Origin of the sequence: Amycolatopsis pigmentata, assembly GCF_042684065.1 — a bacterium.
Classification (GTDB): Bacteria; Actinomycetota; Actinomycetes; order Mycobacteriales; family Pseudonocardiaceae; genus Amycolatopsis_E; species Amycolatopsis_E pigmentata.
In genome coordinates this window covers 1,088,455-1,112,790 of record NZ_JBHUKR010000004.1, presented here as the reverse complement: position 1 = coordinate 1,112,790, position 24,336 = coordinate 1,088,455, and the positions used below count along the sequence as shown (strand labels likewise).

The window sequence follows — 24,336 nt, the reverse complement described above, 5'->3', positions numbered from 1 at the left end:
GACGCCGGGTCCGCCGTGCGGCTTCGCGACGACGCGGTGGCCGAGCGGCTTTCCCGGCTCGACGAGCTGCTCGGCCAGGTGGAGGCCACGCCCGGTCCGGCCGGCGAGGTGGCGCTCGCCGCGGTGACCGAGCTGGCGCGCGTGTACGGGGAGGCGCTGGCGCGCGCCGCCGGGTACGTGGCCGAGGCGGCCGGCCCGCTGGAAGCGTTCCTCGCCGACGAACTGCTCGGCCACCTGCTGGTGTTGCACGAGATCCACCCCGAGCCGGTCGCCCGCCGGGTCGCCCGCGCCATCGCGCGCCTGCGGCCCGAGGTCGCCGGCCGTGGTGGCATGGTCGAACTGGCCGGCGTCGACGAAGGCGTGGCGACGGTGGTGCTGGCGCTCGGTGGCTGCGGGTCCACTGTGGACGGTGTGCGCAAGGCGGTGACCGAAGCCGTGCTCGCGGTGGCGCCCGAGCTGTCCGAGGTCTCCATCATGGCCCCGGCGAAAAGGGGCGACACCGCGTTCGTCCCGCTCGCGTCGGTCACGGCACGCGCACGCGACAGCGGGGTGAAGTCGTGACCGCCCCGGCGGGAAGCGCGCTGGGCCGCATCATCCGGCGGCCCGAGCCCGCCCGGGCGGCCGAGCGGTGCGACCTGTGCGGGGCGGACCTTCTGTCGCGGCACCGGCATCTGCTGGACGAGCGCGGCGACGGCGTGCTGTGCACGTGCCAGGCGTGCACCCTGCTGTTCGAGCGGGAAGCCGCGGGACGCGGACATTACCGGCTCATCCCGGACCGGCGTGTCCGGCTGCCGGAGTTCTCCCGCGAAGACCTCACCGCGCTCGGCGTCCCGGTCAGCCTGGCGTTCTTCGTGCGGCAGGCGGACGGCACGGTGATGGCGCACTACCCGAGCCCCGCGGGCGCGACCCGATGGGAGGTCGACCCAGACGCGTGGAAGACGATCGAGCGCCGGTTCCCGCCGCTGCGCGAGCTGGAGCCGGGCGTGCGAGCACTGCTGGTGAACACCGCGCGGGGCGCGCGCGAGCACTGGCTGGTGCCCATCGACGACTGTTTCCGGCTGGTGGCGCTCATCGGCCGGGAATGGCGCGGACTCTCCGGCGGCGGAACCGTGTGGCCCGCCGTCGAGCAGTTCTTCACCGACCTTTCCGCCCGGCGCAAGCCCGCCGGCGTGGGAGGCACAGAAAGGAGTGGAGATGGCTGAGATCCGGGTCGGGAAACCCGACGTCAAGCCCGATGCCTCGGCGCACACCAAGGGCGTGCCGCAGGGCAACGCCCTGGGCGCCTACGAAAAGCAGGCAGGGCACCACCCGGACGGTACCGCCGACGCACGGCGGTCCACCGGGGTGAACCCGAAGGACCACGACGCGATCCTGCCGGTCATGCCGAACCTGTCCCCGGCATGAGGACCGGCCGCCGTAGCCGGCGTCACCGCAGGTGCCGGGCGAGAGAAAGGAATGCCGTGAAAGTACGGAGAGTGCTGATGGTGTCGGTGGGTGTGGCCCTGGCCGCGATGGTCTGGCGGGAGTACCCGGCGATCACGCGTTACCTGAAGATCCGGAGCATGTGACCGGACAGTCCGGAAAGGACACGGTCCACCTCTGTCGTGGAGGTGGTGTCCTTGCCGCGCCGGCCCCAGGGCCCGGCGCGGCAAGGACGATGGTGCGGTCGGCATGTTCGAAAAGCGAGAACCGGGCAGAAATCGCTGGAGTCTGGCCGGTTCCCGCCTGCCGCTGACCTCAGCCGATCTTCCCGGCGCTGACGATCTTGCCGTTCTGCACCTTGTAGCTCCAGACCGGGGTGTCGAAGAGCTCACCCTGGGCGTTCCACTTGTAGTGCTTGGTCAGGCCCTGGCCGTCGTAGTTCTTGACGAAGTCCAGCAGCGAGGCCCGGTCCTTCAAACCCTTGTCGAGCCCCTTGAGGAACACCGTCGTGACGTCATACCCCTCCGTGGAGTAGGTGCCGGGCGCCTGTCCCTCCGCCGATGTGTAGGCGGCGTTGAAGTCCTTGAAGGTGTCGCCCGGTACGCAAGGGCAGGTGAAGTACACGTTGCCCGTGGCCGCCAGGCCCGCGTTCTTGATGAACTCTTCGTCCATGCTGCCGTCCGGCGCGACGAATTTCGCGTTGACGCCCTTGTCGTTGAGCTGCTGCGCGAAGGGCCCGGCTTCCTGGTAATAACCGGCGTAGAAGATCGCGTCCGGGTTCGCCGACTGCACCTTGTTGACGACGGCGGAGAAGTCGGTCTGCCCGGTCTTCACCTTGTCCGAGCAGGTGGCCTTGGCGCCGAGCGCCTGGGTGACCTGGGAGGCCAGGCCGGTGCCGTACTCGGAGTCGTCCTCGATGACGCAGACCTTGGAGGCCTTGAGCGAGCCAGTGAGCAGCTTCGCCGCGGCGGGGCCCTGCACCGAGTCGTTGCCCATGCCGCGGAAGAAGGTCTTCCAGCCGTGGGTGCTCAGTGCCGGGTTGGTGGCCGAACCGCTGATTTGCGCCAGGCCGGCGTTGTTGAACAGGTCGCCGACCGCCTTGGACTCACCGGAGAACGGCAGCCCGACGACGCCGAGGATGTCCGGCGTGTTGATCACCTGGGTGACTACGCCGGGCGCCTTGTCCGGCTTGCCCTCGGTGTCGAAATGCTTCAAGGTCACCTGGCAGTCCGGGTTGGCCTGGTTGTGCTGTTTGATGGCCAGTTCGGCGCCCTTGAGGGTGTTGACCCCCAGCGCGGCGCTGTTGCCGTTGATCGTGCCGACGTAGGCGAGCGAGACCTTCGAGCATTTCCCCTTGCCGTCGCCCGCCGGGGTGGCGGCGTTCGCGGCCGCCTGCGGGGCGGCGGCCTCGGAAATCGCACCCGCTGACGACCCACTGTCGCGTGCCGCGCAGGCGCCGAGGGTGACCGACGCGGCGGTCACCAACGCGGCGACGCCAGTGATGATTGCTCTGGACACACATTCCTCCATACGAACAACAGGGTCTTGCGTGAAGGCCAGCCAAGGTCATAAGCCACGAACTTCGAACCATAAAGACGGCGCCCTGGCTGGATTGGGGAAAGTATGCACAGGACCGATCTTCCTGCGTCTTCGGGGGTTAATTTCCCGCCGAATGCCCTTTGTGTCGCCCCGTTTGCCCCAAACGGGCAAGTCTCTCGCCGGCTCGCCCCTGGAGTGGCTTCTGTCCGCGACGCGGTGAACACATTCTGTCATCGCAATGAGGGTTGCGACGGCTCACCGGTGGAACCGCGGGTGGCGGATCAGGCGGTGCGGTCGATCACCGCTAGTACCAGCGCGTTCTCCGGCGGACTCAGATACAGCCCCACGCCGGTCGACCGCCGATGCGACCATCCACTCAGGACACGCAACTCCTCGTCGGTCCGCACCAGCGGGTCGGGCTTGGGGCTCGGCATCACCACGCCCTCGTGGGTCTTCACGACACGGCGTAGGTGAAGACGTGAGCCGCGCCGCCGCCGGTCACCGCCGTGGGCAGCGTGATGTTTTTGACCTTCTTCGCCGGATCGAGCGCGATCGGGGCGGTGGCGAAGAGATACGACGTGTAAGGCCGCTGCAGGCGGAACATGTACCTCGGGAAGGCCGAATTCACGTAGGGGACCGTGGCCACCACCGTGTTGCCGAACTGTGGCTTTTCGTCGCCACCCTTCAACAGCCATTCGGAGAACCCGAGCGAGGCCTGCTGCGTCGAGCCGTCGGTGTAGGTGACGGTCACCGTGCCTTCGGCGTCGCCGCCGGTCGCCGCGCCGAGGAAGGACAGTTTCGTCGCCCCGGCTGGCGCGTCGACGGCGAGGGTCTGTCCGGCGGCGATCATGTTGTCCGGCGTTCCCGGGGTGCTGTCAGGCCACGGGAAACGCTGGCCGTTCGCGGTCACCGTGCCGCCGGGCGTGATCCCGTCGGCGGCGAAGCCCTGCGCCGAGTAGGAGAACACGAAGCCGCCCGGGTACAGGTCGGTTTCCCCGAAGTCGCCGTACTGGACCTGTTTGTCGTCGGTGACGCCGACATTCGTGTACGCCGCGTGCGGCGTACCCGGTGAGCCGATGGTCACTGGCAGGTTCGCGGGCACCTGCGCCGCGCCCGTCCCACTGAAGGCCACCGGGACGGTGGTGAATCCGTCGGCCGTTCCGGGCGCCGCGGTGACCGTGACCGGCTGGGTCGCGTGGCCACCGGCGCCGACGGTGAGCGTGCCGCTCGACGGGGTCACCGTGATCCCGGCCGGTGGCTTGGCCTGCCAGGACACGGTGCCCGAGCCGGTGATGGCGTCGGCGGTGACCGTCGCCGCCGTTCCCGGAGCGCCGGGGGTGACCACGATCCGGCCCGGCCCGATGGATCCCCGCACCGGGACTTCGCCGTCGCGGAACGACGGCGGTGCGTCGCCCGGCGCTGAACCCCATGCCGCCGGGGTGGTCCCGAGCGTGAAGTCGAGCCGTCCGCCACTGTTCACAAAGGACTCCGGAAGCCACGGCTTCGTGCTCGGCACCCCGTTCACCCGAAGGCCGTCGACGTATTTGACCGTGCTCGACGCACCTGGTGCGCTGATCGAGATTCGCTGTCCACCGCCTCGCGTGATGGTGATGCGGGGGAACAGCGGGCTCGCGAGCACCATTTCCGCCCGGCCGGGTGCCTCGGGGTAGATGCCCAGCGCGGCGAAGACGTACCACGCCGAGGTGGCGCCGAGGTCGTCGTTGCCGGGCAAGCCGTCTTCGGTCGGTTTGAACAACAGCTGGGCAGACCGCCGCACGATGTCCTGGGTCTTGGCCGGGGCACCCGCGTAGGCGTATTCCCATGGCACCTCGAAGGACGGCTCGTTGGCCATGAAGGCATACGGCGAGTCGGCGTCGGTGTTCAGCTTGGTGAAGAAGAAGTCCAGCCGCTTCTTCACCGCGTCGTCGCCACCCATCGCGTCGAACAGGCCTCGCACGTCGTAGGGCACCATCCAGGTGTACTGTGCCGCGTTTCCTTCCTGGTACCGCATTTCCTCGTGCTGTGCGGGATCGAACGGTGCCAGGAACTGGCCGTCGCGCATGCGTGTCTGGAGGTACCCGGTGGCCGGGTTGTAGACGTTCTCCCAGTACTGCGCCCTGGCCATGAAGTCGTGGTAGGTCCCGGCCTGGCCGAGCCGCCCCGCGAGTTGCGCGATGCCGAAGTCGGCGGTGGTCTCTTCGAGCATGTCCGACACGTTGTCGGGGTGATAGCCGAGCGTCAGGTAGTCGGAAAGGCCGGGCCGCTCGAGCGCGCGCTCGCCGGCCTGCTGGACCCGGGTCGCGCCGCGCACCATGGAAGCCAGCGCGCCGGTGGCGTCGAAGTCGCGGGCACCGAAGGCGTAGGTGCTGGCGACGATCGAGTGGTACGGGTCGCCCGCCATCACCCCCATGAAGTCGTTGTTCTGTGACCAGCGGTCCCAGATCCCGCCCGACTGGGTGGCCTGGTTGTACATCGACTGCGCGATGTCGGCCGCTTCGTGCGGGGCGAGCAGGGACTGCAACTGCACCACGTCGCGGTAGGTGTCCCAGCCGGAGAAGTTCGCGTACTGGGCATGACCCGGCGCGGCGCGATGGATCTGCCGGTCGAACCCGGCGTAGCGACCGTCCACATCGGAAAAGACGTTCGGCTGCATCAGGCTGTGGTACAGCGCCGTGTAGAAGGTCCGGGTGTCCGAGTCGGCTCCACCCTCGACGTCGATCTGCCGGAGGCGGTCGTTCCATGCCTGCCGGGCCCGGCCGGCGATCGCCTCGAACGGCGCGCCGTGTTGTTCGGCCGCGAGGTTGAGACGAGCGCCTTCGAGATCCACATAGGACAGTCCAATCCGGACGTTCACCGGTTTCGACGGGTCGAAGGTGAGGTAGGCGCCGGAACCGCCGTCGGCCGTGACCACCTGCTTGTCCCAGGTGTCCTTGCTGAGGTTTCCGCCCCGCGCCGAGGTGCCGCCCGGTGTCACGGTGCTGTTCTGCCAGGTTCCCCAGCCCGCGAAGGCCTGGTCGAAGGTGGCGGTGAAGTAGACGCGGTAGGTGTTGGGGCCGCGGCAGAAGTGGCCGCTGGCAACCCAACCGGACACCGTGTGGGCGGCCGGGTCGACGGTCACCGACGCGTCGTCGCTGCCCATCGCGGAGTCGGCGACATCGACGAGCATCGTCGCGTCGGAGCCCGGCGCGTAGGTGAAGCGGCCGGACCCGGAGTGCTGGGTGACGGTCAGTTCGCTGGTGATGCCGGAGTCCGTGGTCACCTTGTAGTAGCCCGGCGAAGCGACTTCGTTCTGGTGGCCGAACGTCGCGAAATAGTGCTCCTGGGTGGCGGCGGGGGAAGTGGTGACCTTTCCGGCGTAGGGCAGGAACGGGAGGTCCCCGGCCGCGCCACCGCATCCGGCGCCGTTGAAGTGGGTGAGGCTGAAACCGCGCAGGCGGTTCTCCTCCCAGGCGTAGCCGCCGTCCCGGTCGCGCGCGTAGTACCGGCCCTGCCCCGCCGGTGCCTTGGGCTCCAGCGGAGTGTCCGGACTCCACTGCACCATGCCGAAGGGCACGTCCGCGCCGGGGAAGGTGTCCCCGGCGTAGGTGTTGCTTTCCGCCTCCTGTCCGGCCTTGGCCCCGACGAACGGGTTGACGTACGCGGCGAAGTCCCTGGAGTGGTCAGGCGCCGCGGTCGCGGCCGGCGCGACGATCGCCGGAGCCAGCAGGGGAAGCGCGAAGAGCAGGGGAAGAATCCGGGTACTGTGCCGATCGTTGCCAATCCGACCACAGCCACGGCGGAAACGGGTGTCTACAAGCAAATTGGCTCCGGACCGTCTCCGCCCACTTTTGGTCGGATTGGCAACACGCATACGTCGATTCCCTCCGGTGCGGGCCGGAACGCCGACGGCGGCGACGACAACGTTGTCAGGCGTCGCGCCGTGCAGGGATCGGGTTCCGGCCAGGGAAAGTCAACAACCGGTCAGGAATGGACCACTACCTACTAAAGTAGGAATTTTATTTTCCAGCCGCCAAGAATGTTTTTCCCGCCGCGTCAAGCCTCCTGGGCGGTGGCCGGTTCGGGATGCTCGGCCCGCCAGGTGTCGTCGGACTCCTGCCAGCCCGCTTCGGCCTGCTGGTGGATGTCGGTCAGCGACCGGTCCACGTTGACGATGCCCTTGCCGATCCAGCCGATCCAGTTCTTGCCGGTCTTCATGTCGCTGAGGCCCTTGATCACCGGGAACCAGTCGGGGAACTTGGCCCGCACGAGATTCTCGAAGTACTTGTTCTTCTCCCAGTACCTGGCGTAGTTCTTCTTGAAATACTCCTCGTGCGCCTTGAGCGGCCGGATGTCCCACGGCCTGAGCAGCGAATTCGGCTGCGCGGACGAACTGTTGCGGGCCGCAGGCGCCGGCCGGGGTTCGGCCACCACGGGCACGGGCGCACGCTCCGCGGCCGTTCCGACGGAAGGGCGGGGCGCGGGCGGCTCGTTCACGGGCGTGCGGGCCGGGGGGCCGTTGTAGTACCGGTCCGCGGCCAGCCAGGTGGCGAACGGCTCGTCGGTGGCGCGAATCCCCAGTGACTCGGCCTCCGACACGGCGGGGCTCACCGGCGGTGGGGGAGGAACCTCGTGCGCCGTGCTGGTGGTGGCCGACGACGACGGACGCGGTGTGGCGTGTGGCGTGGGATGTGGTGCGGGCTCGTTCCTGGTCAGCGTGGCGAGCTGCTTCAACCGGGCCGCCGCCCGGGCCGCGAACTGGGCGATCCTGGCGATCTTCGCCGCCATCGCCGAGCACTGGACCGCGGCCTCGGCCACGCACTTGCCGACGGCGACCGGGATCGACGCCCCGAAGGTGATCACCGCCAGCGCCAGCGCGATCAGCATGGTGGCGATGATGTCGGCGATCAGCGTGGTGATGATGTCGCGGATCAGGCTCCGCACGGTGACGATCAGCGCCATCGTGGTCTCGACCACGTATCCGGCGGTGTCGACCGCCTTGCCCGAACCGGCGATGTGCTCGCGGTGGGCCGTCATCTCCGCGTCGAAGCTGTCGTGTCCCACGCCCTGCCATTCGGTGACGACCCGGTGCATGGCCCGGTCCATGTCGTCCGCGGTGTTGCGCAGGTCCTCGCCGATCCGGTGCAGGGACTCCGCGAGCAACTTGATCTGGTCGGGGTTGCCGGCCAGCTGGTCCAGCGGCCAGCGCAGGAACTTGACGTGCTCGATCAGCCAGCCCAGCCCGGCCGCGATCAGCTTCGCGAGCGGGTCGAGCGCGAACGCGACCGTGTCCAGCACCGCGCTGACGGTGACGATGCCCAGTTCCACGGCGACCGCGGCTTGGTCCGCGCCGTGCGAGGTCTTGATCTCCTGAACCGCCAGCTCGACGTTGTGCCAGCTGTCGATGACCCCGGCACCGCTGGTGGAGTTGGTCGGGGTGAACGGCTGAAGCTGATCGCTCATGCTCTTTTATCCGCGGCCTTGCGCGCCGGAAAGAACCGGCGCGCCCTCGGGGCATCTTGACAGCCGCGGGCCGGCTCGAGGGGTTTCATGCCGGCGCTTCTTCGTAGGAATTCAGCACGTTCCGGGCGGAGGCCCGGTCGGTCGCCTCGTAGTCGTTGGCCACCTTCCACGTCCGGGCCCCGGCGTCGTGGATCTCGTCGGCGACACCGGAGAGGTTCCCCGCGACCACGCCCAGCGCGATCCGGGCCGGTACCGCGAGGAACTGCGCCACGAGCACACCGAAAGCGTTGTTGTCGAATCCGTTCGCCGCGCGTACCTGGTCGGCCGCGTGGGAGACCTCGGGTCCCGTGGTCGAATCCAGATAACGGGCGAAGGTGATGAGCTCGTCCGGGGCCACTTGGGTGGTGGGCACGGTAATCCCTTCTCTACCAAGAAGTGTCGTAGTCGTCGGTGTCCCCGGCAGGGCGTCTTTGCCCGGAAGGCCGGTACGGACGGGGCAGCGAAGAATTCTTCCGTTCGCGCGACTCCGGGTCCTCGCGCTCGCTTTCGGCGGGCAGGAATTCCCCGAGCACGCTCATCGCGGACGAGTTCTCGCCGACCAACTCGGCGTAGGCCCGCGAAACCTCACCGCCGACCTGCCGTTGTGCCCGCCGGGCGAGCGAAAGCACCAGAGCGGCCAGCGTTTCCGGCGGCTGCCGGTAGGCCTGGGAGGTGAACTTGAGACCAACCAGCGCGCCTGCCGGTCCCACCGTCACCGACACCGCGCCGTCCCGCGCGGTCGCCGTCGCGGTGGCGTTCCGGATCTTTTCCTGCACCTGTTCGGCTTTCGCCCGCAAACCGTCGAGTTCTTCGGTGAACGCGCTGAACTGTGTGAACGGGTCCACCGGGCCGGGATGATGGGAGTCGGTCACCGCTGCCTTGCCGGGTTCGTAAGGATTCTGGGCATCGGCGAGTCAAACAGTGCGGCGTGAACGACGACGATCATGCATGCGGCGAGAAGTTGAACTCCGGGTGCCGACCCGTGTGCTAAGAGTCACTCCGCGGCAGGTAAGGGACTTTCGTGCAGATATTCCACACCCGCCGGTATTCATTTCCCTCCTCCGCGCGGTGACGCGAATCTTAAGCTTTGCTCAAGTCTCGGCCACGCGTGCGGCCGTCCGGCGAAAAAAGGGCGGCCAAGGCCTCCTCGCTCACCGTCGGTGACACTGTCGCATGTGGAGTGTCCGGGGACTTCCGGCCGAGCGGGTCTCCCATCCGGCGTTTCACCACCCGGGCCGCCGTGTTTCCGCAGCTCAGGTTCCCCAGCCCGGGCGCTCTTCCGGCTTAACGACGGCTTTACCTGTGCGGTCTTTGAGTTGACTCTCACCCGGGCGCAGGCTATCGGGCATGAGTCAGGCCAGGATGGATCCGCGGACCAAGCGCCGGTTGAGCGCTGCCCGCCGGGTGCGAGATCTGCTCCGGGCGGCCGTCGTGCACGAAGAATTCCCCGCCGGGGCCCTGCCCGGCGAAGCGGAACTGATGCTGTCCTTTTCCGCCAGCCGGCAGGTGATCCGCGACGCGCTGGCCCTGTTGCGGGAGGAAGGTCTGGTCAAACGGGTGCCCGGCACCGGTACGTTCGCCGTCTCCTCGAAGGTGCGCCACCCGTTCGGTCACCTGCACGGACCGGAACCCGCCCTCGAACGTGTTTCCCACCGGATTCTGGCGATCAGCCAGGAAATCGCGGCGCCGCGTGTCGCCGACCGGCTCGGGCTCGACCCCGGCGCCGAATGCGGTGTCGTCGAATATGTCGCGGTACTCGGTGACGAGCCGTATTACGTCTGCACCGCCTACATTCCGCTGCCACTGCGTGGTGTGGTGATGCACGGGCAGGCGGTCGAGGAATGGTACTCCGTCTACGAGGCCGCCGGATTCGAACTCGGCGTCACCGATCAGGCCGTCGAGGCGATCCTCGCCGACGACGAGGCCGCGGTGCTGCTCGACATTCCCCCGGGCGCGCCGCTGATGTTGTTCGAGCGCCTGGTCCGGGATCGCGCCGGGCGCCCGCTGGAATATGCCTTCGCGCGGGTGCGCGGCGACCGGCTGACGTTGCTCGCGCAACTGCCGCGCCGCGTCCGGCGTCCGTTGACCACGACCAGGCGGGAGGCCTGATGTTCGGTTACCTGGGACGCAGGATGCTGATGGCGGTGCCGATCCTGATCGGTGTCTCCCTGGTCATCTTCGTCACGATCAAGATCATCCCGGGTGATCCGGTGGCCTCCATGCTCGGGCCCACCGGCTCCCCCGAAGCACACGCCGCGCTCACCGCGCGCCTCGGTCTCGACAAACCCTTGCCGGTGCAGTACGTCAGCTGGCTGGGGCACACGGTCAGCGGCGATTTCGGCACCAGCCTCACCCGGCACGGCGCGGTCGCGCCCATCGTCTTCGACGCGCTGGCCAACACCCTGATCCTCACGCTCGCCGCCGGGGCGCTGGCGATCGTGCTGGGACTGACGGTCGGGGCGCTCACCGCGTTGCGCCGCACCGGAATCCTGGCCCGGGTGGGGAACGCCTTCGCCCTGTTCTCGATCTCGGTGCCGCAGTATTCGATCGGCCTGCTGCTGATCATCTACCTGGCGTCGAAGGCGGGCCTGTTCCCGGTCAGCGGCATGTACAACCCGAACGGAAACCGAGGTTTCCCGGATCTGTTCAACCATCTGATCCTGCCGTCGGTCACCGCGTCCCTGGTGCCGGCCGGGATCATCGCGCGCATGTTCCGCTCGTCCGTGCTGGACGTGATGAGCATGGACTTCGTCGAGGCGCTGACCGCGCGAGGGCTGTCCCGCCGCCGCGTCATGGCGCATGCCTTTCACAACACCGTGCCCTCGCTGCTGACCGTGGCGGGCCTGCAGATCGGTTACCTGCTGGGCGGCGTGGTCTTCGTCGAGGCGGTCTTCGCCTGGCCGGGGATCGGGCTGCTGGTCTACCAGTCCATCAGCCAGCGCGACCTGCCGGTGATCCAGGCCGGCGTGCTGGTCTCCGCGTTCGCGTTCGTCGTGATCAACGTGGTCGTCGACGCCCTGCACGGGCTGGTCGACCCCCGTATCCGCGCCTGAGTAAGGAGTGTTCGTGATGACCGCTGTAACCGGACCGGCCACGGCCGAGTCGCTGCCGGAGGCCGGCGATGTCTCCGTCGCGATCCCTCCGCCGCGACGCCGGCACCGCCGGATGACCGTCAGCGCCACGGTCGCCGCCGGCGTGATCGCGCTGATCGTGCTCGTGGCCGTGGTGGGCCCGTTCGTGGCCGGTGATCCGCTGGCCGGCGATCCCGCCCACCGGCTGCTGGACGCGGGGGCACCCGGCCACCTCCTCGGCACCGACGGCCAGGGCCGCGACGTGCTCGCCCGGCTGGTCGACGGCACTCGGCTGTCCCTGCTCGCCGGGCTGATCCCGGTGCTGTTCGCGGCCGTCGCGGGCACCGGGCTGGGCATGGCGGCGGGGCTGTCCGGACGGTGGGGGCAGCGCCTGATCATGCGCACCCTCGACGTCTTCTACGCGTTTCCCGCGGTGCTGCTCGCCGTCGCGATCGCGGCCGCGCTCGGCTCGGGGATGTCCAACTCGATCATCGCGCTGGCCGTGATCCTGGTGCCGCCGGTGGCGCGGGTGGCGGAAACGGAGACGCGGCGCCTGATCGACCTCGACTACATGGAGGCCGCGCGGGCGAGCGGGGCGCGCGCGGGCGCGATCGCGCTGCGGCAGGTGCTGCCCAACGTCGCGCCACCGGTCGTGGTGTACTGCACCGCCCTCATCGGACTGTCCATTGTGTACGCGGCAGGACTGAGTTTCCTCGGCCTGGGCGTGTCACCACCGACCCCGGAATGGGGAATCATGGTCAGCGAACACACCCAGTACATCTACTCGGCTCCCTTCCTGGCCGCGATTCCGGCGTTGGCCATCCTGGTCGCCTCGGTGGCGTTCAACGTCCTCGGTGACGGCCTGCGCGACCTGCTCGACGTCCGCGGGGAGGTGCGCGCGTGAGATCCCCATTCTCGTGCGGGTCCGCCGGAGGTGTCTCGTGATCACCGAACACGCGCCCCTGGACGTCGGCGACCTCACCACCACGTTCGTCTCCCGCCGTCGGCGAACCCCTGTGGTGCGGGGCGTTTCGTTCACCCTCGCCAGGGGCCAGACGATGATGCTGCTGGGGGAGAGCGGCAGCGGCAAGTCGGTCACCGCGCGGTCGATCCTGAGGCTGTACGGCTCGTCGGCCGACATCGGCGGCACCGTCCGGATGAACGGCGTCGAACTGCTGTCCCTGCCGGAATCGGAAATGCGCTCGCTGCGCGGTGGCCAGGTCGCGCTCGTGCCCCAGGATCCGACCGGCGCGCTCGACCCGTTGCGCAGGATCGGTTCGCAACTCACCGAGGTGCTCGCGGTCCACGGCGTGGAACGGGTCACGTCGGCCGCGCGACGGCGGGCCGAGGAGTTGCTCGCCATGGTGGGCATTCCCGACCCGAAGCGGGTGGCCGCGAGTTACCCGCACGAGCTTTCGGGTGGCATGCGGCAGCGGGCGGTCATCGCCATCGCGGTGAGCTGTGACCCCCAGGTGCTCATCGCGGACGAGCCGACCACGGCCCTCGATGTCACCGTGCAGGCCCAGATCCTCGAACTGATCGCCGAGTTGCAGGCCCGGATGGGCACGGCGGTGCTGATGGTGACCCACGACGTCGGCGTCGCCGCCGACTTCGGTGGCCGGATCGGCGTGATGTACGCGGGGCGCCTGGTGGAGGAGGGGCCGGCCAAAGAGGTGCTGAGCGACCCGAAACATCCTTACACCGAAGGATTGCTGGATTCCCTGCCCAGGCCGGACGTCGAGCGTGGCGCGCTGCGGTCGATCGTCGGATCGCCGCCGGGCGTGGGGGAGTTCCCGGCCGGTTGCGCGTTCGCTCCCCGCTGCCCGCGAGCCCTGCCTTCCTGTCACCGCGAGGATCCGCCGTTGGTGCCGGTGGCGCCGGACCGGTCGGCGGCGTGCCCGGTCGTCAACTCCGGAGAGGCGGTCACCTGATGGACACGGTCCTGTTGCGTGCGGAAGGGTTGTCCAAAACCTTCGGCAACGGCGTACGCGCGGTCTCCGACGTTTCCCTGAGTGTCCATAAAGGAGAGACGCTCGGCGTGGTGGGCGAGTCCGGTTGTGGCAAGTCGACCACCGGCAAGATGCTGCTCGGTCTGCTCGCGCCGGAAGCCGGCACGGTCACCTTCGACGGCCACGACCTGGCCAGGCTGAATCGTCGTCGGCTGCGCGCGCTGCGGGCACGGCTCCAGGTGGTCCCGCAGAACCCGCAGACCTCGCTCAACCCCCGGCTGACGGTCCGCCAGTCGATCGAATTCAACCTGCGCGCGCACGGGTTCGAGCGGAACGGGCGGCGGGACAAGATCGTCGGGTTGCTCGACCGGGTCGGGCTGACCGCCGTACAGGCCGAACGGTTCCCGCACGAGCTCTCCGGCGGCCAGTTGCAGCGCGTGGCGATCGCCCGCGCGCTCGCCACCTCACCCGACCTGGTGGTCTGCGACGAGGCGGTGTCCGCTTTGGACAAAAGCGTGCAGGCCCAGGTGCTGAACCTGCTGGCCGGCCTGCAGGCCGAAACCGGTGTCGCCTTCGTCTTCATCTCCCACGACCTCGCCGTGGTGGAGCACATTTCCCACCGCGTCGCGGTGATGTACCTCGGCCGGGTGGTGGAAATCGCCTCGTCCGGACAGCTGTGGACGAACCCGCGACACCCCTACACCCAGGCACTTCTGTCGGCCACGCCGGGCCAGGGCCGGGAACGCATCGTGCTCGCCGGTGACCTGCCCGACCCGGCCGATCCGCCGTCCGGTTGCGGCTTCCGGACGCGGTGCCCGCTGGCCGAGCCGGTGTGCGCCCAGGCGTGGCCGCCCCTGACCGAGACCGCGCCGGGGCACGGCGCGGCTTGCGTGCATGTCAAACCCCTCACCACCTCCCTGAACGTCTGAGAGGAAGATCCCGTGTCTCCAGCCACACCGCTGTCCATGGCGCGCCGAAGAAGACGCCACGGCCGGTTGACCGCACTGACACTGTCCACAGTGGCCGTTCTGGCGCTCGCCGCCTGCGGCGGCACCGCCTCGTCGGGAGGCGGCAACGGCAACACCTTGATCGTCGGCATGACCGCGTCCGACATTCCCGTACTGGACACGGGTCTGGCGCAGGGACAGGGCTACGAGGGCCTGCGCTTCGTGGGCAACCAGCTCTACGACGGCCTCACCAAGTTCGACCTGACCAAGGGCGACCAGATCCCCAAGATCATTCCCGCGCTCGCCGAGTCGTGGGAGCCCAACGCCGACCTGACCAGCTGGACGTTCAAACTGCGGCCGAACGTGAAGTTCCACGACGGCACGCCGTGGAACGCCGACGCGGCGATCTTCAACCTCGAGCGGTACGACGACAAGACCAGCCCCAACTACTACCAGGAGCTCAACGCGCAGGGCGGGCTGTCCATCGCGGGCGTCAAGAGCTTCAAGAAGATCGACGACCTGACCATCCGGATCGACACCAACGGCCCGTGGGCGTATCTGCCGAGCGACCTCGCGACGGTCTACTTCGCCAGCCCCACCGCGGTGAAGGCCGAGGGCAACCAGGGCTTCGCCCAGCATCCGGTGGGCACCGGCCCGTTCAAGTTCGACTCGCTCGAACGCGGCCAGCGGCTCGTGTTGCTGAAGAACCCCGACTACTGGGCCGGCGCGCCCAAGGTCGACAAGGTCATCCTGCGGCCGATTCCGGACCCGACCGCGCGGACCGCCGCGCTGCGCTCGGGTGAGGTCAACTGGATCGAGGTGCCGCCGCCGGACGACGTGCCGAGCCTGAAGTCGCAGGGCTTCCAGGTGCTGACGAACTCCTATGACCACATCTGGCCGTGGGTCTACAACATGACCAAGGCGCCGTTCGACAACCCGAAGGTGCGCGAAGCGCTGAACTGGGCGATCAACCGTCAGTCCCTTGTGGACAACATCCTCAAGGGCACGGCCGAACCGGCGCTCGGCTTCACCCCCAAGGCCAACGCCGCCTTCCGCCCGGAAAGCCAGGTCTATGGCTACGATCCCGCGAAGGCGAAGCAGCTGCTGGCCGAAGCCGGTTACCCGAACGGTTTCACCATGACGCTGTCCTATCCCACCAGCGGGTCCGGCAACATGATCCCGACGCCGATGAACACCGCGCTGCAGACCGACCTCGCCGCGGCCGGGGTCAAGGTCGAGCTCAAGCCCATCGAATGGGCGGCCATGCTGAACGACTTCTTCGTCGGGAAGATCCCGGACAACGCCGACGCGCTCAACATCTCGCTGAGCTATCAGCAGGAGGGCTTCTGGCGAAGCTGGTTCGGCAGCGATTCCGCCATCAACGCGGGCAAGTACGCCAACCCGCAGGTGGACGCCCTGCTCGGCAAGGCGAAGACGGTCCTCGACGGCACCGCCCGTTCGGACCTCTACGCCCAGGTGGCGACGCTGCTCGCCAAGGACTCGCCATGGCTGGTCGTGGTCAACGACCGCAACCCCCGCGTGCTGGCATCGAGCGTGCACGGCTTCGTGCAACCCCAGTCCTGGTTCGCCGACCTGACCCAGTTGTCGGTCGGCTGAGCATCCCCCAACGAGAACAAGGAGATCCGTCATGGCCATGCCTCGCGGACGTATCCGCGGCTTCGTGCGCCGCCCGACACCGGAACAACTCACCGAGATCGGCGCCGCCGAGCACCTTTCCCTCACGCCCCGGGAGGCCGAGCAGTACGCCGCCGTGCTCGACCAGACCCTGGCCAGCGTGGACCGGCTCGACGAACTGCACGCCCCCGCCACCCCGTTGACGTTCACCGACCGGGACCCGGGCGGGCCGGTGAGCGACGCCGAAGACCCGTACCACGCCTTCGTCCGGCGGTGCCACGTCAAGGGCGCACCGGACGGGCCGCTGGCGGGGCTCACCGTGGGCGTCAAGGACAACCTCGCGGTGGCCGGAATCCCGATCACCAACGCATCGCGGACCTTGACCTACACCCCGGTCACGGACGCGGTCGTGGTGACGAGGCTGCTGGAAGCCGGCGCGGACATCGTCGGCAAGACCAACCTGGACGACTTCTCCACCTCCGGCACCGGCGAGTCGAGCTGGTACGGCCCGGCGCGCAACGCGGTCGACCCGGCCCGTTCGTCCGGTGGCTCGTCGGGTGGCTCGGGTTCGGCCGTCCGCTCGGGTGCGGTCGATCTCGCCATCGGTGTGGACGAAGGGGGATCGGCCCGGATTCCGGCGTCCTTCAACGGAGTCGTGAGCATCAAACCGACGCAGGGACTGGTGCCTTCCCACGGGCTGACCTACATGGACCACACCATCGACGCGGTGTGCCCGATGGCCCGCACGGTGGAACTGACCGCTCGCATGCTCGACGTGATGAGCGGCCATTCCGACCGTGACCCGCAGTGGGTGCGCGGCAAGCCGGAACCGACGAAGGCGGCGGCCGGTCTCGCCGGGGGCGTGGACGGCCTGCGGATCGGCGTGGTCACGGAGGCCGTGAGCGGTATCGGCGGAGCTTTCATCGCGGAGGCCGACCGGGTGCGGGTGTCCCGCAACACACAGCAGTCTTGTGATCCCGCGTCGTGTGAACCGGGCGTGCTCGCCGGTTTCGAGTCCGCGTGCACGGCATTGCGGGACGCGGGCGCCACCGTGTCCCCGGTGTCGATTCCTTTGTGGACGGATGGGTGGGCGATCGCGACCACCCTGCTGCTGCACCTGGCGTGGCTGACCACGCAAAGCGACGGCGCCGGTTACAGCCATCTCGGCGAGGTGGACGTCGAGCGGACCCACGCCTTCGGCCTGGTGCGGCGGCTGGAAGCCGACTCCTTCCCGCCGTTCTTCAAGGTCTGGCTGCTCGGCGGGCGCTACCTGCACGACAACTACTTCTCGACCTATTTCGCCAAGGCGGCGAACCTGCGCCGCGCGCTGACCGCACAGATCGACGAGGCGCTCTCGTCGTTCGACCTGCTCGTCACGCCGACCACCCCGCAGGTCGCCCCGGTCCTGCTGGACCGGCCCGCCGAGGATCCGGAACTGCTCACCCGTGGCACGACCATGGTGGCCAACACCTGTGTCCTCAACCTCTCCGGGCATCCCGCGCTCGCCGTGCCCAGCGGCGTGGACCCGGAGACCGCGATGCCCACGTCGATCCAGATCATCGCCCCGCACTGGGCGGACGCGCTGACCTTCCGGGCCGGCGCGGTGGTGGAACGGGCGGCCGGGGTCACCCCGGGTGGCGCGGCCGAAGTGGCCATGGCGGCGGCACGGCCATGATCGGCACGGTGGGCTCGCGCCCCGCGGCGCTGCCGGAGCGGCCCACGACGGCACCGCACAGTTCCGCTGTGCGGCGCCGGTTCCACCTCGTCGTGATGCTGGCCGGGGTCGGGTTCGGCCTCACCGCGCCGTTCACCGCGCTGCTGGTGGTGGCACTGGGTGGACCGCCCGAATGGGCGGCCTACGTGGTCTCGTCGATGGGGCTTTCCCTGCTGCTGGTGGACTTCCTCGGCACCCGGTTCGTGCCGAGGCTGTCCTCCCGCACCGCGCTCACCGTGTCCATGGTCGTGTTCGGCGCCGGGTCGCTGCTCTCCGCCGCCACGACCAGCTGGGAGATGGTGGGTCTGGCGCGGGTACTGCAGGGTTTCGGTGCCGCGCTGTTCATGGGCGGCGGTGTGGTGCTCGCCGTCCGGCTCGGCGAGGCGCGGTCGCGGGGCGGCGCGATCGGGGCGTTCAACGCGGCGTGGTTCGTCGGGATCGCCGCGGGCCCGCTCAGCGGCGGCCTGATCGCGGCGACGGTCCCCGGTGCGGGCGGGCTGCGGTTGCTGTTCGCGGTGTGCGGCGTGCTGAACCTCGCCGGGGCGGTGGCCGCCTGGTTCCTGGTGCCCCGGTGGCGTTCCGGGCGGTCGCCGCGCCTGGGCCTGCCCGCCGGACTGGGCCTGCGGGGTCGTCGCGGGTGGTCCGTGCTGATCCTCGCCGGGTTCGGTCAGGCGGTCCGCGGTGGCCTCGCGCTCACCCTGGTGCCGTTGCTGGGTGCCCGGCTTGGCATGGGTTGGATCACCCTGGGCTTCGCGATGTTCGCGCTCGCGCTCACCGATGTCGGCGCCATGCGATTCGGCGGCGCGTGGACCGATCGCCGGGGCCGGCTCGTTCCGCTCGCCGGTGCGCTCGCGTGGGGCGTGCTCGCCGTCATCGCCCTGGCGGCGGTGGTGCGTTCCCCGTGGGAGTTCACCGTCGCGGCACTCGCCGTGGGGGTGACCGTCGGGACCACCTGGGTGGTGCCGACCGTGATGGTCGTCGATATCGCCGCGGACCCGGACACCGCGCTCGCCGGGTACCGGATCGCCAGCGACCTCGGGATGCTCGCCGGTGGCCTGCTTTCCGGCGTCGGCATCGCGATCGGCGGGGTGGACACGGCCCTGTTCGCCACGGCCGCGCTCCTGGCCGTGGGGCTGCTGCTCACCTTCGCCGTCGGGGAGACCCTGCCCGCTCACTCCGTTGTCGTCCCACTCGAATCCCGTCCCGTGAAGGAGAATTTCGTGCCGGTGTCATCCATGCCCTCGCTCGAGGAGTTCACCGTGTTCGCGGCGAACTCCGGCATCACGCTCACCCCCGAGCGGCTCGCGCAGGCCTACGCCACGCACACGCGCTACCGCCCTGATCTCGAACGTCTTCGCGCGTTGCCCCTGCCCTTCACCGAGCCGGTGACCGAACCCGCGACGGGGCTCGCCTGGATAGCCGGAGGAGGGCACCAGTGACCGACCTCGCCGATCTCACCGCCACCGAACTGCTCACCCAGTTCGCGGCGGGAACCACCACACCGTCGGAGGCGGTCGAAGCCTGCCTGGCCAGGATCGAAGCCACCGAACCGGCCGCGAACGCCGTGATCACCACACTGGCCGGCCACGCTCGTGAACTGGCTGCCGAGTCCGATGCGCGCTGGCGTGACGGGACGGCCCGGCCGCTGGAGGGAATTCCCTACGGGCTCAAGGACATCGTCGCCACCGCGGGCATCCGCACGACCGGCGGCTCGGCGCTGTACCGGGACTACGTGCCCACCACCGACGCCGTCCTCGCCGCGCGGCTGGCCGCCGCCGGGGGAGTGCTGCTGGCCAAACTGGCGACCTTCGAGTTCGCCTGCGGCGGCGCGATCAACCGGACCTTCGGGCCGACCCCCAACCCGTGGGATCCGCGCCGGACAACCGGGGGCTCGTCGTCGGGCTCGGGTGCTTCGGTCGCGCTCGGCCAGGTGCCGCTGGCCATCGGCACCGACACCGGCGGCTCGATCCGCATCCCCAGCGCGTTCTGCGGGCTGAGCGGCATCAAGCCGACGTACGGCCGCGTGCCCCGGCACGGCGTGATGGGATTGTCCTGGACCATGGACCACGCCGGTCCCATGACGCGCAGCGTCGCCGACTGTGCCCTGATGCTGGACGTGATCGCCGGGCCCGATCCGGCCGATCCGACCAGCCTGCCCGCCGGGGAAACCCCCTTCGTCGCCGCGCTCGGCCGCGATGTGGCGGGGATGCGGGTCGGCCGCGACCGCACTTTCCTGGAAGCCGAGATGCACCCGGCCCTCGCCCAGGCGTACGAGGCGTCGCTGACCGAACTGGCCGCGCTCGGCGTCGAAATCGTCGACGTCGACCTGCCCACGGCCGAGCTGGCGCCGGTGGCCGGATGGTGGATCATCTACGCGGAAATGCTTTCCCTGCACGAAGGGCATGCCGGCGGGATCGAAGATCGCGACGAGATGGGCGCTTCGCTGCTGGGCGCGGCCCCGTTCGTGTCCGCCGCGGACTACTTGCGGGCGTTGCGGTTGCGCCCGCTGTTCCAGCGCGAACTGGACGAAGCCATGAGCGGCTGCGACGCGCTGGTGACCCCCGCGATGACCGCCCTTCCCCCGCTCATCGGCGACGACATGACCTCCGACCTCGGGGACCGGGAAGTCCCGTGGCTGGACGCCTGCTGCCGCACCAACGTGCCGTTCAACCTGACCGGCAGCCCTGCCCTGGTCCTGCCTTCCGGCGCCGTCGACGGCCTGCCCGTGAGCATCCAGTTCGTCGGCAGGCCACGGGACGAGGCGACCCTGTTCGCCCTCGGCGACGCCTACCAGCGCGGCACCACACACCACCTTCGCCGACCTGCCCTGCCCGCCACCGTTTAGGAGAGAAACCTTGTATTCCACCATTACCGACGCGGCCGCGGCGCTGCGCGCGGGCACCACCACGTCGGTGGCGCTCACCGAAGCCGCCTTCGCGGCCGCCGACGCCCACGACGAGGAACTGGGCGTCTACCTTTCCCGGTTCGACGAAACCGCGCTCGCCGCCGCGGCCAAGGCGGACGCCGAACTGGCCGCCGGCACCGACCGTGGGCCGTTGCACGGAATTCCGTTGGGCATCAAGGACATCATCGCCACGGACGAAGGTGAGACCACCGCGCAGAGCCTGGTCCTGGATCGTGCCTGGGGCGCTTCCGGGGACGCGCCGGTGGTGGCCCGGCTGCGGGCCGCCGGTGCCGTGATCACCGGAAAGACGTCCACAATGGAGTATGCGATCGGGATTCCCGATCCGGACAAGCCTTTCCCGATCCCGCGCAATCCGTGGAATCCGGAGCACTGGACCGGGGGATCGAGCTCGGGCACCGGTGGCGGTGTGGCGGCGGGGATGTTCCTCGGCGGTCTGGGCACCGACACCGGTGGCAGTATCCGTTACCCGGCCACCAGTTGCGGGATCACCGGCCTGAAGCAGACCTTCGGGCGGGTGCCGAAGTCCGGGTGTGTACCGCTCGGTTACAGCTACGACCACATCGGGCCGATGGCGCGCAGCGCCGCGGACTGCGCGGTGATGCTGGCCGTGCTCGCCGGGCACGACCCGAGCGACGCGACTTCGGTCGACCGGCCCGTCGACGACTACACCAGCGGGCTCACCGGATCTCTGTCCGGGCTCCGGATCGGCGTGGACCGGCTGCTGGGAACCTCACCGCTGGCCGTGCCCGAACTCGCGTCCGTCATCGACGCCGCGCTCGCCGAGCTTCGTGCCGCGGGCGCGGAAATCGTCGACGTGACGCTCCCGCTCTACGACGAGTTGACCACGGCGACCATGGTGGGCATGTCCGCGGAAGCCTATGCCTACCACCGGCCTGACCTGCGAAGCCGCTGGACCGACTACGGTGCGGGCACCCGCATGGCGGTCGCCACCGGCGCGTTGATCACCGGAGGCGACTACGCGCAGGCGCAGCGGGTCCGGCGAGTGGGACAGCGCAAGGTCGCCGCGCTGTTCGAAACCGTCGACCTGATCGTCACGCCGACGAGTTCCTGCGGCGCCCCGGCACTGGAGAAACTCGCCTTCGCCGACATCATCACGGCACTGCACACGCCCTACTGGAACGCGCTCGGCAACCCGGCGATGTCGGTCCCGATGGGCTTCACCACCGACGGTCTGCCGCTCGGGCTGCAGATCGTCGGCAAACCGTTCGACGAGGCGGGAGTTCTCGCCGCGGGATACGCCTACCAGCAACGCACCGGCTGGCACCTTCAGGCGCCGGACCTGAGCGTGAAGACCGCGGCCTGAAAGCGTGTGAAAGGAAAGGGAAGAAACCCATGGATGCCGACCCCACTGTGATCATCCCGGCGCTGCTCTCGGCGGCCGGCCTCAGCCCTCGGGACGAGGAGGTCGCCGTCATGATCGCCGATTTCCCGGACCGGGCGAAGGCGATCGATGCGCTGTACCAGGTTCCCGAGGCGCGCTACGAAGAGCCCGCCACCATTTTCCGGTCCCTGTTGTAGGCCCTTGAGCGACGGCACGGATGGCATCCTCTTCGCCATCCGTGCCGTCGGCGTGTCAGAGGTCGATGCCGTACAGGGATGCCGCGTTGCCCGACGAGAACTTCTGCCGATCTTCCCCGGACGAAAATTGCGCGAGAAAGGAGCCGATTTCGTCTCGCGTCGGATGCTGGAACGGATAGTCGGTCGAGAAGATCAACCGGTCGGCGGAGGTCACCGACAGGGCGTGGTGCAGAAGCGCCGGGTTGAACATGCCGGAGGCGGTGATGAAGAAGTTCGACCGCAGATAGTCCGAAACCGATCGCCGCAAGCCCGCGACGCGAGCGAGACTGTCCGCGCGGTCCAGCCAGAACAGCAGCATCTCGCCCCAATGGCCGAGCACGACCTGGAGGCCGGGATGCCGGTCGAAGGTGCCCCGGAGGATCAACCGCAGCGCCGCCGTCCCGGCGTCCAGGTGCCAGCCCCACCCGAAGGTGGCGAGGCCGAGTTCGACGGCGGCATCGAAACCGCGATACGACGCGTCGCGAACGGCGGACGACGGCAGCTGGGGATGCAGGAACACCGGTTGGCCGAGTTCCGCAGCGGTGGCGAAGAAGTCGTCGTAGACCGGGTCATCGAGCATGAACTCGCCCGATCGGCCGTAGACCATGGTGCCTACGTGACCGAGGCTCGCGGCCCGCCTGAGCTCACCCGCCACGTCTTTGGGCGATGACATGGGCAGCGTGGACAACGCACGGAACCGGGACGGATGGGCGCCGACGGCCGCCGCGGCGACATCGTTGGCGGTCCGGCTCAGGCGCAGGGCCTCCTCCGGTGGCAGCGGCTGGGTCCCCGGCGGCGCCAGGGCGAGGACCGACACGTCGATGCCCTGGGCGTCCATGGCCGCGATCCGGTCCGTCCCCAGGTCCTCCAGGCGTTGCCGATGGTCGCCCATCTCGTTGAAGACGAGGCTTTCGTCGCGAACCCGCTCGGGCATGGCGGCGAGGGCGGCCGTCAGCTCCGGCAGGATCCAGTGTTCTTCGATGGCGATGAGAGGCGCGGTCTTGGCGCCCTGTGACGGAGCGTCCATCGAGTCTCCTATCAGTTGATGGCTCGGCCGGCCTTTCTCGGGGCCGTCGCCGAATTGTCCGTGCGCAGGCTCTCATAGATCCGTGCAAATCCTTCGGCGCCATGACCGTTGGCGATCTCCCGGCTGATCAGCGCTTGTACCGCCGCGATGGTCACGGGGTCCACGCCCTGTTCGGTGCTGGCCCGCACGATGGGGGACAGATCCGAGAACTCCAGGCTCTGTTGCCCGGGCACGGTGTAATCCCCCTGTCGATAAACCGTGCATGCCGGGCGAAAGAGCTGGTCATGGCGCTGATGAACGGGGTGGCCCGGGCGGCGAAGCCGACGGCGACGTAGCGTGCCGACTACAGGGCCGAGGGTTTCGTGGACCGAGGCAGTGTCTGAGCAGGCAGGCGACGATCAGTGGCCGCCGGGTGACCGCGTCGGTGACCGTCGCAGCGCTTTCGGCGCCACGTTCGACCACAGAGCTGTCGCGGCCGGATGTCCGGTTCCACACGGTCACCGGGTGCCCGGCCTCGAGGAGCTGGGTGGCGAGGGCGCCGCGGCGTGGGCCCTATCCCTCCGGCGCCGGGCCTCCCGGTCGATCCGCTGGTAGGCGGCCACGCCGATTTCCACTGGGAGATCGCCGGAGAGCTGGACCATTCCCTCATCCAGGGGAATTAACTCCACCTTCCGCCGCACACGGCGGGCACGGCAACGCCCGGCATAGCCCTCCGGGTCGATCCTCGCGACCGCCCGGTTCGCCGACCGCCGCAGGCCACCCGGGTCCTTCCCCGCCAAGCGGGTGGACATGACCGCGTCGACCTGGCGGGCTTCCGCATCAGTGAGGAGCGCGGTGGGTTCGTGGATTTTCGCCGCCTTGTACCCATCGATTTCACCGTGCCGCATCGCCTCCAGCGTGCGCGGCAACGGGTCGGGTCCGCCAGCGCCCGCCCGAGCCGGGCGAGCGCCGCCCCACGCCTCTCAGTCGGTCGGGGCCCACACCGGTACACACCCCGTTCTGACAGGCAAGGGATCCACGAAGCGGTGCACGGCAGTCGGCGCAGCACGT

Annotated in this window: 25 protein-coding genes; 15 read left to right on the top strand and 10 right to left on the bottom strand. The window is 69.2% G+C overall.

Annotated features, from left to right (window positions below; translation table 11 throughout):
• Positions 1-15: 15 nt before the first annotated feature.
• The 4 genes from ACFSXZ_RS06825 to ACFSXZ_RS06810 are packed head-to-tail and all read left to right on the top strand — an operon-like array spanning position 16 to position 1,568.
• Positions 16-561 carry a hypothetical protein gene (locus tag ACFSXZ_RS06825; RefSeq protein WP_378262386.1) on the top strand — a complete coding sequence of 182 codons (546 nt, stop codon included), beginning with the start codon at positions 16-18 and terminating at the stop codon, positions 559-561.
• Positions 558-1,202 carry a DUF5947 family protein gene (locus ACFSXZ_RS06820; RefSeq protein ID WP_378262384.1) on the top strand — a complete coding sequence of 215 codons (645 nt, stop codon included), beginning with the start codon at positions 558-560 and terminating at the stop codon, positions 1,200-1,202. The genes ACFSXZ_RS06825 and ACFSXZ_RS06820 overlap by 4 nt, the downstream gene beginning before the upstream one ends.
• Positions 1,195-1,404: a hypothetical protein gene (locus ACFSXZ_RS06815; RefSeq protein ID WP_378262382.1), complete on the top strand. Its 210-nt coding sequence runs from the start codon at positions 1,195-1,197 to the stop codon at positions 1,402-1,404. The genes ACFSXZ_RS06820 and ACFSXZ_RS06815 overlap by 8 nt, the downstream gene beginning before the upstream one ends.
• Before the next feature lie 56 nt (positions 1,405-1,460).
• Positions 1,461-1,568 (top strand): DUF6893 family small protein, encoded by a 108-nt coding sequence (locus tag ACFSXZ_RS06810; RefSeq protein WP_378262380.1) that lies wholly within the window; start codon positions 1,461-1,463, stop codon positions 1,566-1,568.
• A 169-nt stretch (positions 1,569-1,737) separates the two neighbouring features.
• Here ACFSXZ_RS06810 and ACFSXZ_RS06805 read toward each other — a convergent pair whose 3' ends face one another.
• The 6 genes from ACFSXZ_RS06805 to ACFSXZ_RS06780 all read right to left on the bottom strand — a co-directional run bounded on the left by ACFSXZ_RS06805 (position 1,738) and on the right by ACFSXZ_RS06780 (position 9,284).
• A complete protein-coding gene (locus ACFSXZ_RS06805; RefSeq protein ID WP_378262378.1) occupies positions 1,738-2,952 on the bottom strand; it encodes a branched-chain amino acid ABC transporter substrate-binding protein in 1,215 nt (404 codons plus the stop codon).
• Positions 2,953-3,242: 290 nt separating this feature from the next.
• Positions 3,243-3,419 carry a hypothetical protein gene (locus tag ACFSXZ_RS06800; protein ID WP_378262376.1) on the bottom strand — a complete coding sequence of 59 codons (177 nt, stop codon included), beginning with the start codon at positions 3,417-3,419 and terminating at the stop codon, positions 3,243-3,245.
• Complete coding sequence (locus ACFSXZ_RS06795; RefSeq protein ID WP_378262374.1) at positions 3,416-6,760, bottom strand: GH92 family glycosyl hydrolase; 3,345 nt, start codon at positions 6,758-6,760, stop codon at positions 3,416-3,418. Before ACFSXZ_RS06795 ends, ACFSXZ_RS06800 begins: the two co-directional genes overlap by 4 nt.
• Before the next feature lie 233 nt (positions 6,761-6,993).
• Positions 6,994-8,400 carry a WXG100 family type VII secretion target gene (locus ACFSXZ_RS06790; RefSeq protein WP_378262372.1) on the bottom strand — a complete coding sequence of 469 codons (1,407 nt, stop codon included), beginning with the start codon at positions 8,398-8,400 and terminating at the stop codon, positions 6,994-6,996.
• 85 nt (positions 8,401-8,485) lie between these two features.
• Entirely contained in the window at positions 8,486-8,812 is a 327-nt protein-coding gene (locus ACFSXZ_RS06785; protein ID WP_378262370.1) for a hypothetical protein, read from the bottom strand.
• A gap of 13 nt (positions 8,813-8,825) precedes the next feature.
• Positions 8,826-9,284: a YbaB/EbfC family nucleoid-associated protein gene (locus ACFSXZ_RS06780; RefSeq protein ID WP_378262368.1), complete on the bottom strand. Its 459-nt coding sequence runs from the start codon at positions 9,282-9,284 to the stop codon at positions 8,826-8,828.
• A gap of 502 nt (positions 9,285-9,786) precedes the next feature.
• Between ACFSXZ_RS06780 and ACFSXZ_RS06775 the strand changes: the two genes are divergently transcribed.
• Genes ACFSXZ_RS06775 through ACFSXZ_RS06725 form a run of 11 tightly spaced genes read left to right on the top strand, consistent with a single transcriptional unit; the run spans position 9,787 to position 22,220 of the window.
• A complete protein-coding gene (locus ACFSXZ_RS06775; protein WP_378262366.1) occupies positions 9,787-10,548 on the top strand; it encodes a GntR family transcriptional regulator in 762 nt (253 codons plus the stop codon).
• Entirely contained in the window at positions 10,548-11,492 is a 945-nt protein-coding gene (locus ACFSXZ_RS06770; RefSeq protein ID WP_378262364.1) for an ABC transporter permease, read from the top strand. Before ACFSXZ_RS06775 ends, ACFSXZ_RS06770 begins: the two co-directional genes overlap by 1 nt.
• A gap of 16 nt (positions 11,493-11,508) precedes the next feature.
• Complete coding sequence (locus tag ACFSXZ_RS06765; RefSeq protein WP_378262362.1) at positions 11,509-12,414, top strand: ABC transporter permease; 906 nt, start codon at positions 11,509-11,511, stop codon at positions 12,412-12,414.
• 37 nt (positions 12,415-12,451) lie between these two features.
• Positions 12,452-13,441: an ABC transporter ATP-binding protein gene (locus tag ACFSXZ_RS06760; protein ID WP_378262360.1), complete on the top strand. Its 990-nt coding sequence runs from the start codon at positions 12,452-12,454 to the stop codon at positions 13,439-13,441.
• The gene (locus tag ACFSXZ_RS06755) at positions 13,441-14,388 is read left to right on the top strand and encodes an ABC transporter ATP-binding protein (RefSeq protein ID WP_378262358.1); all 948 of its coding nucleotides are present in this window, start codon (positions 13,441-13,443) and stop codon (positions 14,386-14,388) included. The genes ACFSXZ_RS06760 and ACFSXZ_RS06755 overlap by 1 nt, the downstream gene beginning before the upstream one ends.
• 12 nt (positions 14,389-14,400) lie before the next feature.
• Positions 14,401-16,023, top strand: coding sequence for an ABC transporter substrate-binding protein (locus ACFSXZ_RS06750; RefSeq protein WP_378262356.1), 1,623 nt, complete (start codon positions 14,401-14,403; stop codon positions 16,021-16,023).
• 31 nt (positions 16,024-16,054) lie between these two features.
• A complete protein-coding gene (locus ACFSXZ_RS06745) occupies positions 16,055-17,716 on the top strand; it encodes an amidase family protein (RefSeq protein ID WP_378262354.1) in 1,662 nt (553 codons plus the stop codon).
• A gap of 8 nt (positions 17,717-17,724) precedes the next feature.
• Positions 17,725-19,194, top strand: coding sequence for an MFS transporter (locus ACFSXZ_RS06740; RefSeq protein ID WP_378262352.1), 1,470 nt, complete (start codon positions 17,725-17,727; stop codon positions 19,192-19,194).
• The gene (locus ACFSXZ_RS06735; RefSeq protein WP_378262350.1) at positions 19,191-20,600 is read left to right on the top strand and encodes an amidase; all 1,410 of its coding nucleotides are present in this window, start codon (positions 19,191-19,193) and stop codon (positions 20,598-20,600) included. Before ACFSXZ_RS06740 ends, ACFSXZ_RS06735 begins: the two co-directional genes overlap by 4 nt.
• A gap of 10 nt (positions 20,601-20,610) precedes the next feature.
• Positions 20,611-22,005, top strand: coding sequence for an amidase (locus tag ACFSXZ_RS06730; RefSeq protein WP_378262348.1), 1,395 nt, complete (start codon positions 20,611-20,613; stop codon positions 22,003-22,005).
• A gap of 29 nt (positions 22,006-22,034) precedes the next feature.
• Positions 22,035-22,220, top strand: coding sequence for a hypothetical protein (locus ACFSXZ_RS06725; RefSeq protein WP_378262346.1), 186 nt, complete (start codon positions 22,035-22,037; stop codon positions 22,218-22,220).
• Between the two features lie 55 nt (positions 22,221-22,275).
• Here the strand turns inward: ACFSXZ_RS06725 and ACFSXZ_RS06720 are convergent, their stop codons facing one another.
• Genes ACFSXZ_RS06720 through ACFSXZ_RS06705 form a run of 4 tightly spaced genes read right to left on the bottom strand, consistent with a single transcriptional unit; the run spans position 22,276 to position 24,194 of the window.
• Positions 22,276-23,286, bottom strand: coding sequence for an amidohydrolase family protein (locus tag ACFSXZ_RS06720; protein WP_378262344.1), 1,011 nt, complete (start codon positions 23,284-23,286; stop codon positions 22,276-22,278).
• 11 nt (positions 23,287-23,297) lie between these two features.
• Positions 23,298-23,519, bottom strand: coding sequence for an imine reductase family protein (locus ACFSXZ_RS06715; protein WP_378262342.1), 222 nt, complete (start codon positions 23,517-23,519; stop codon positions 23,298-23,300).
• A 49-nt stretch (positions 23,520-23,568) separates the two neighbouring features.
• Positions 23,569-23,781 carry a hypothetical protein gene (locus tag ACFSXZ_RS06710; RefSeq protein ID WP_378262340.1) on the bottom strand — a complete coding sequence of 71 codons (213 nt, stop codon included), beginning with the start codon at positions 23,779-23,781 and terminating at the stop codon, positions 23,569-23,571.
• 2 nt (positions 23,782-23,783) lie between these two features.
• Positions 23,784-24,194, bottom strand: coding sequence for a DUF222 domain-containing protein (locus ACFSXZ_RS06705; protein WP_378262338.1), 411 nt, complete (start codon positions 24,192-24,194; stop codon positions 23,784-23,786).
• Positions 24,195-24,336: the final 142 nt, after the last annotated feature.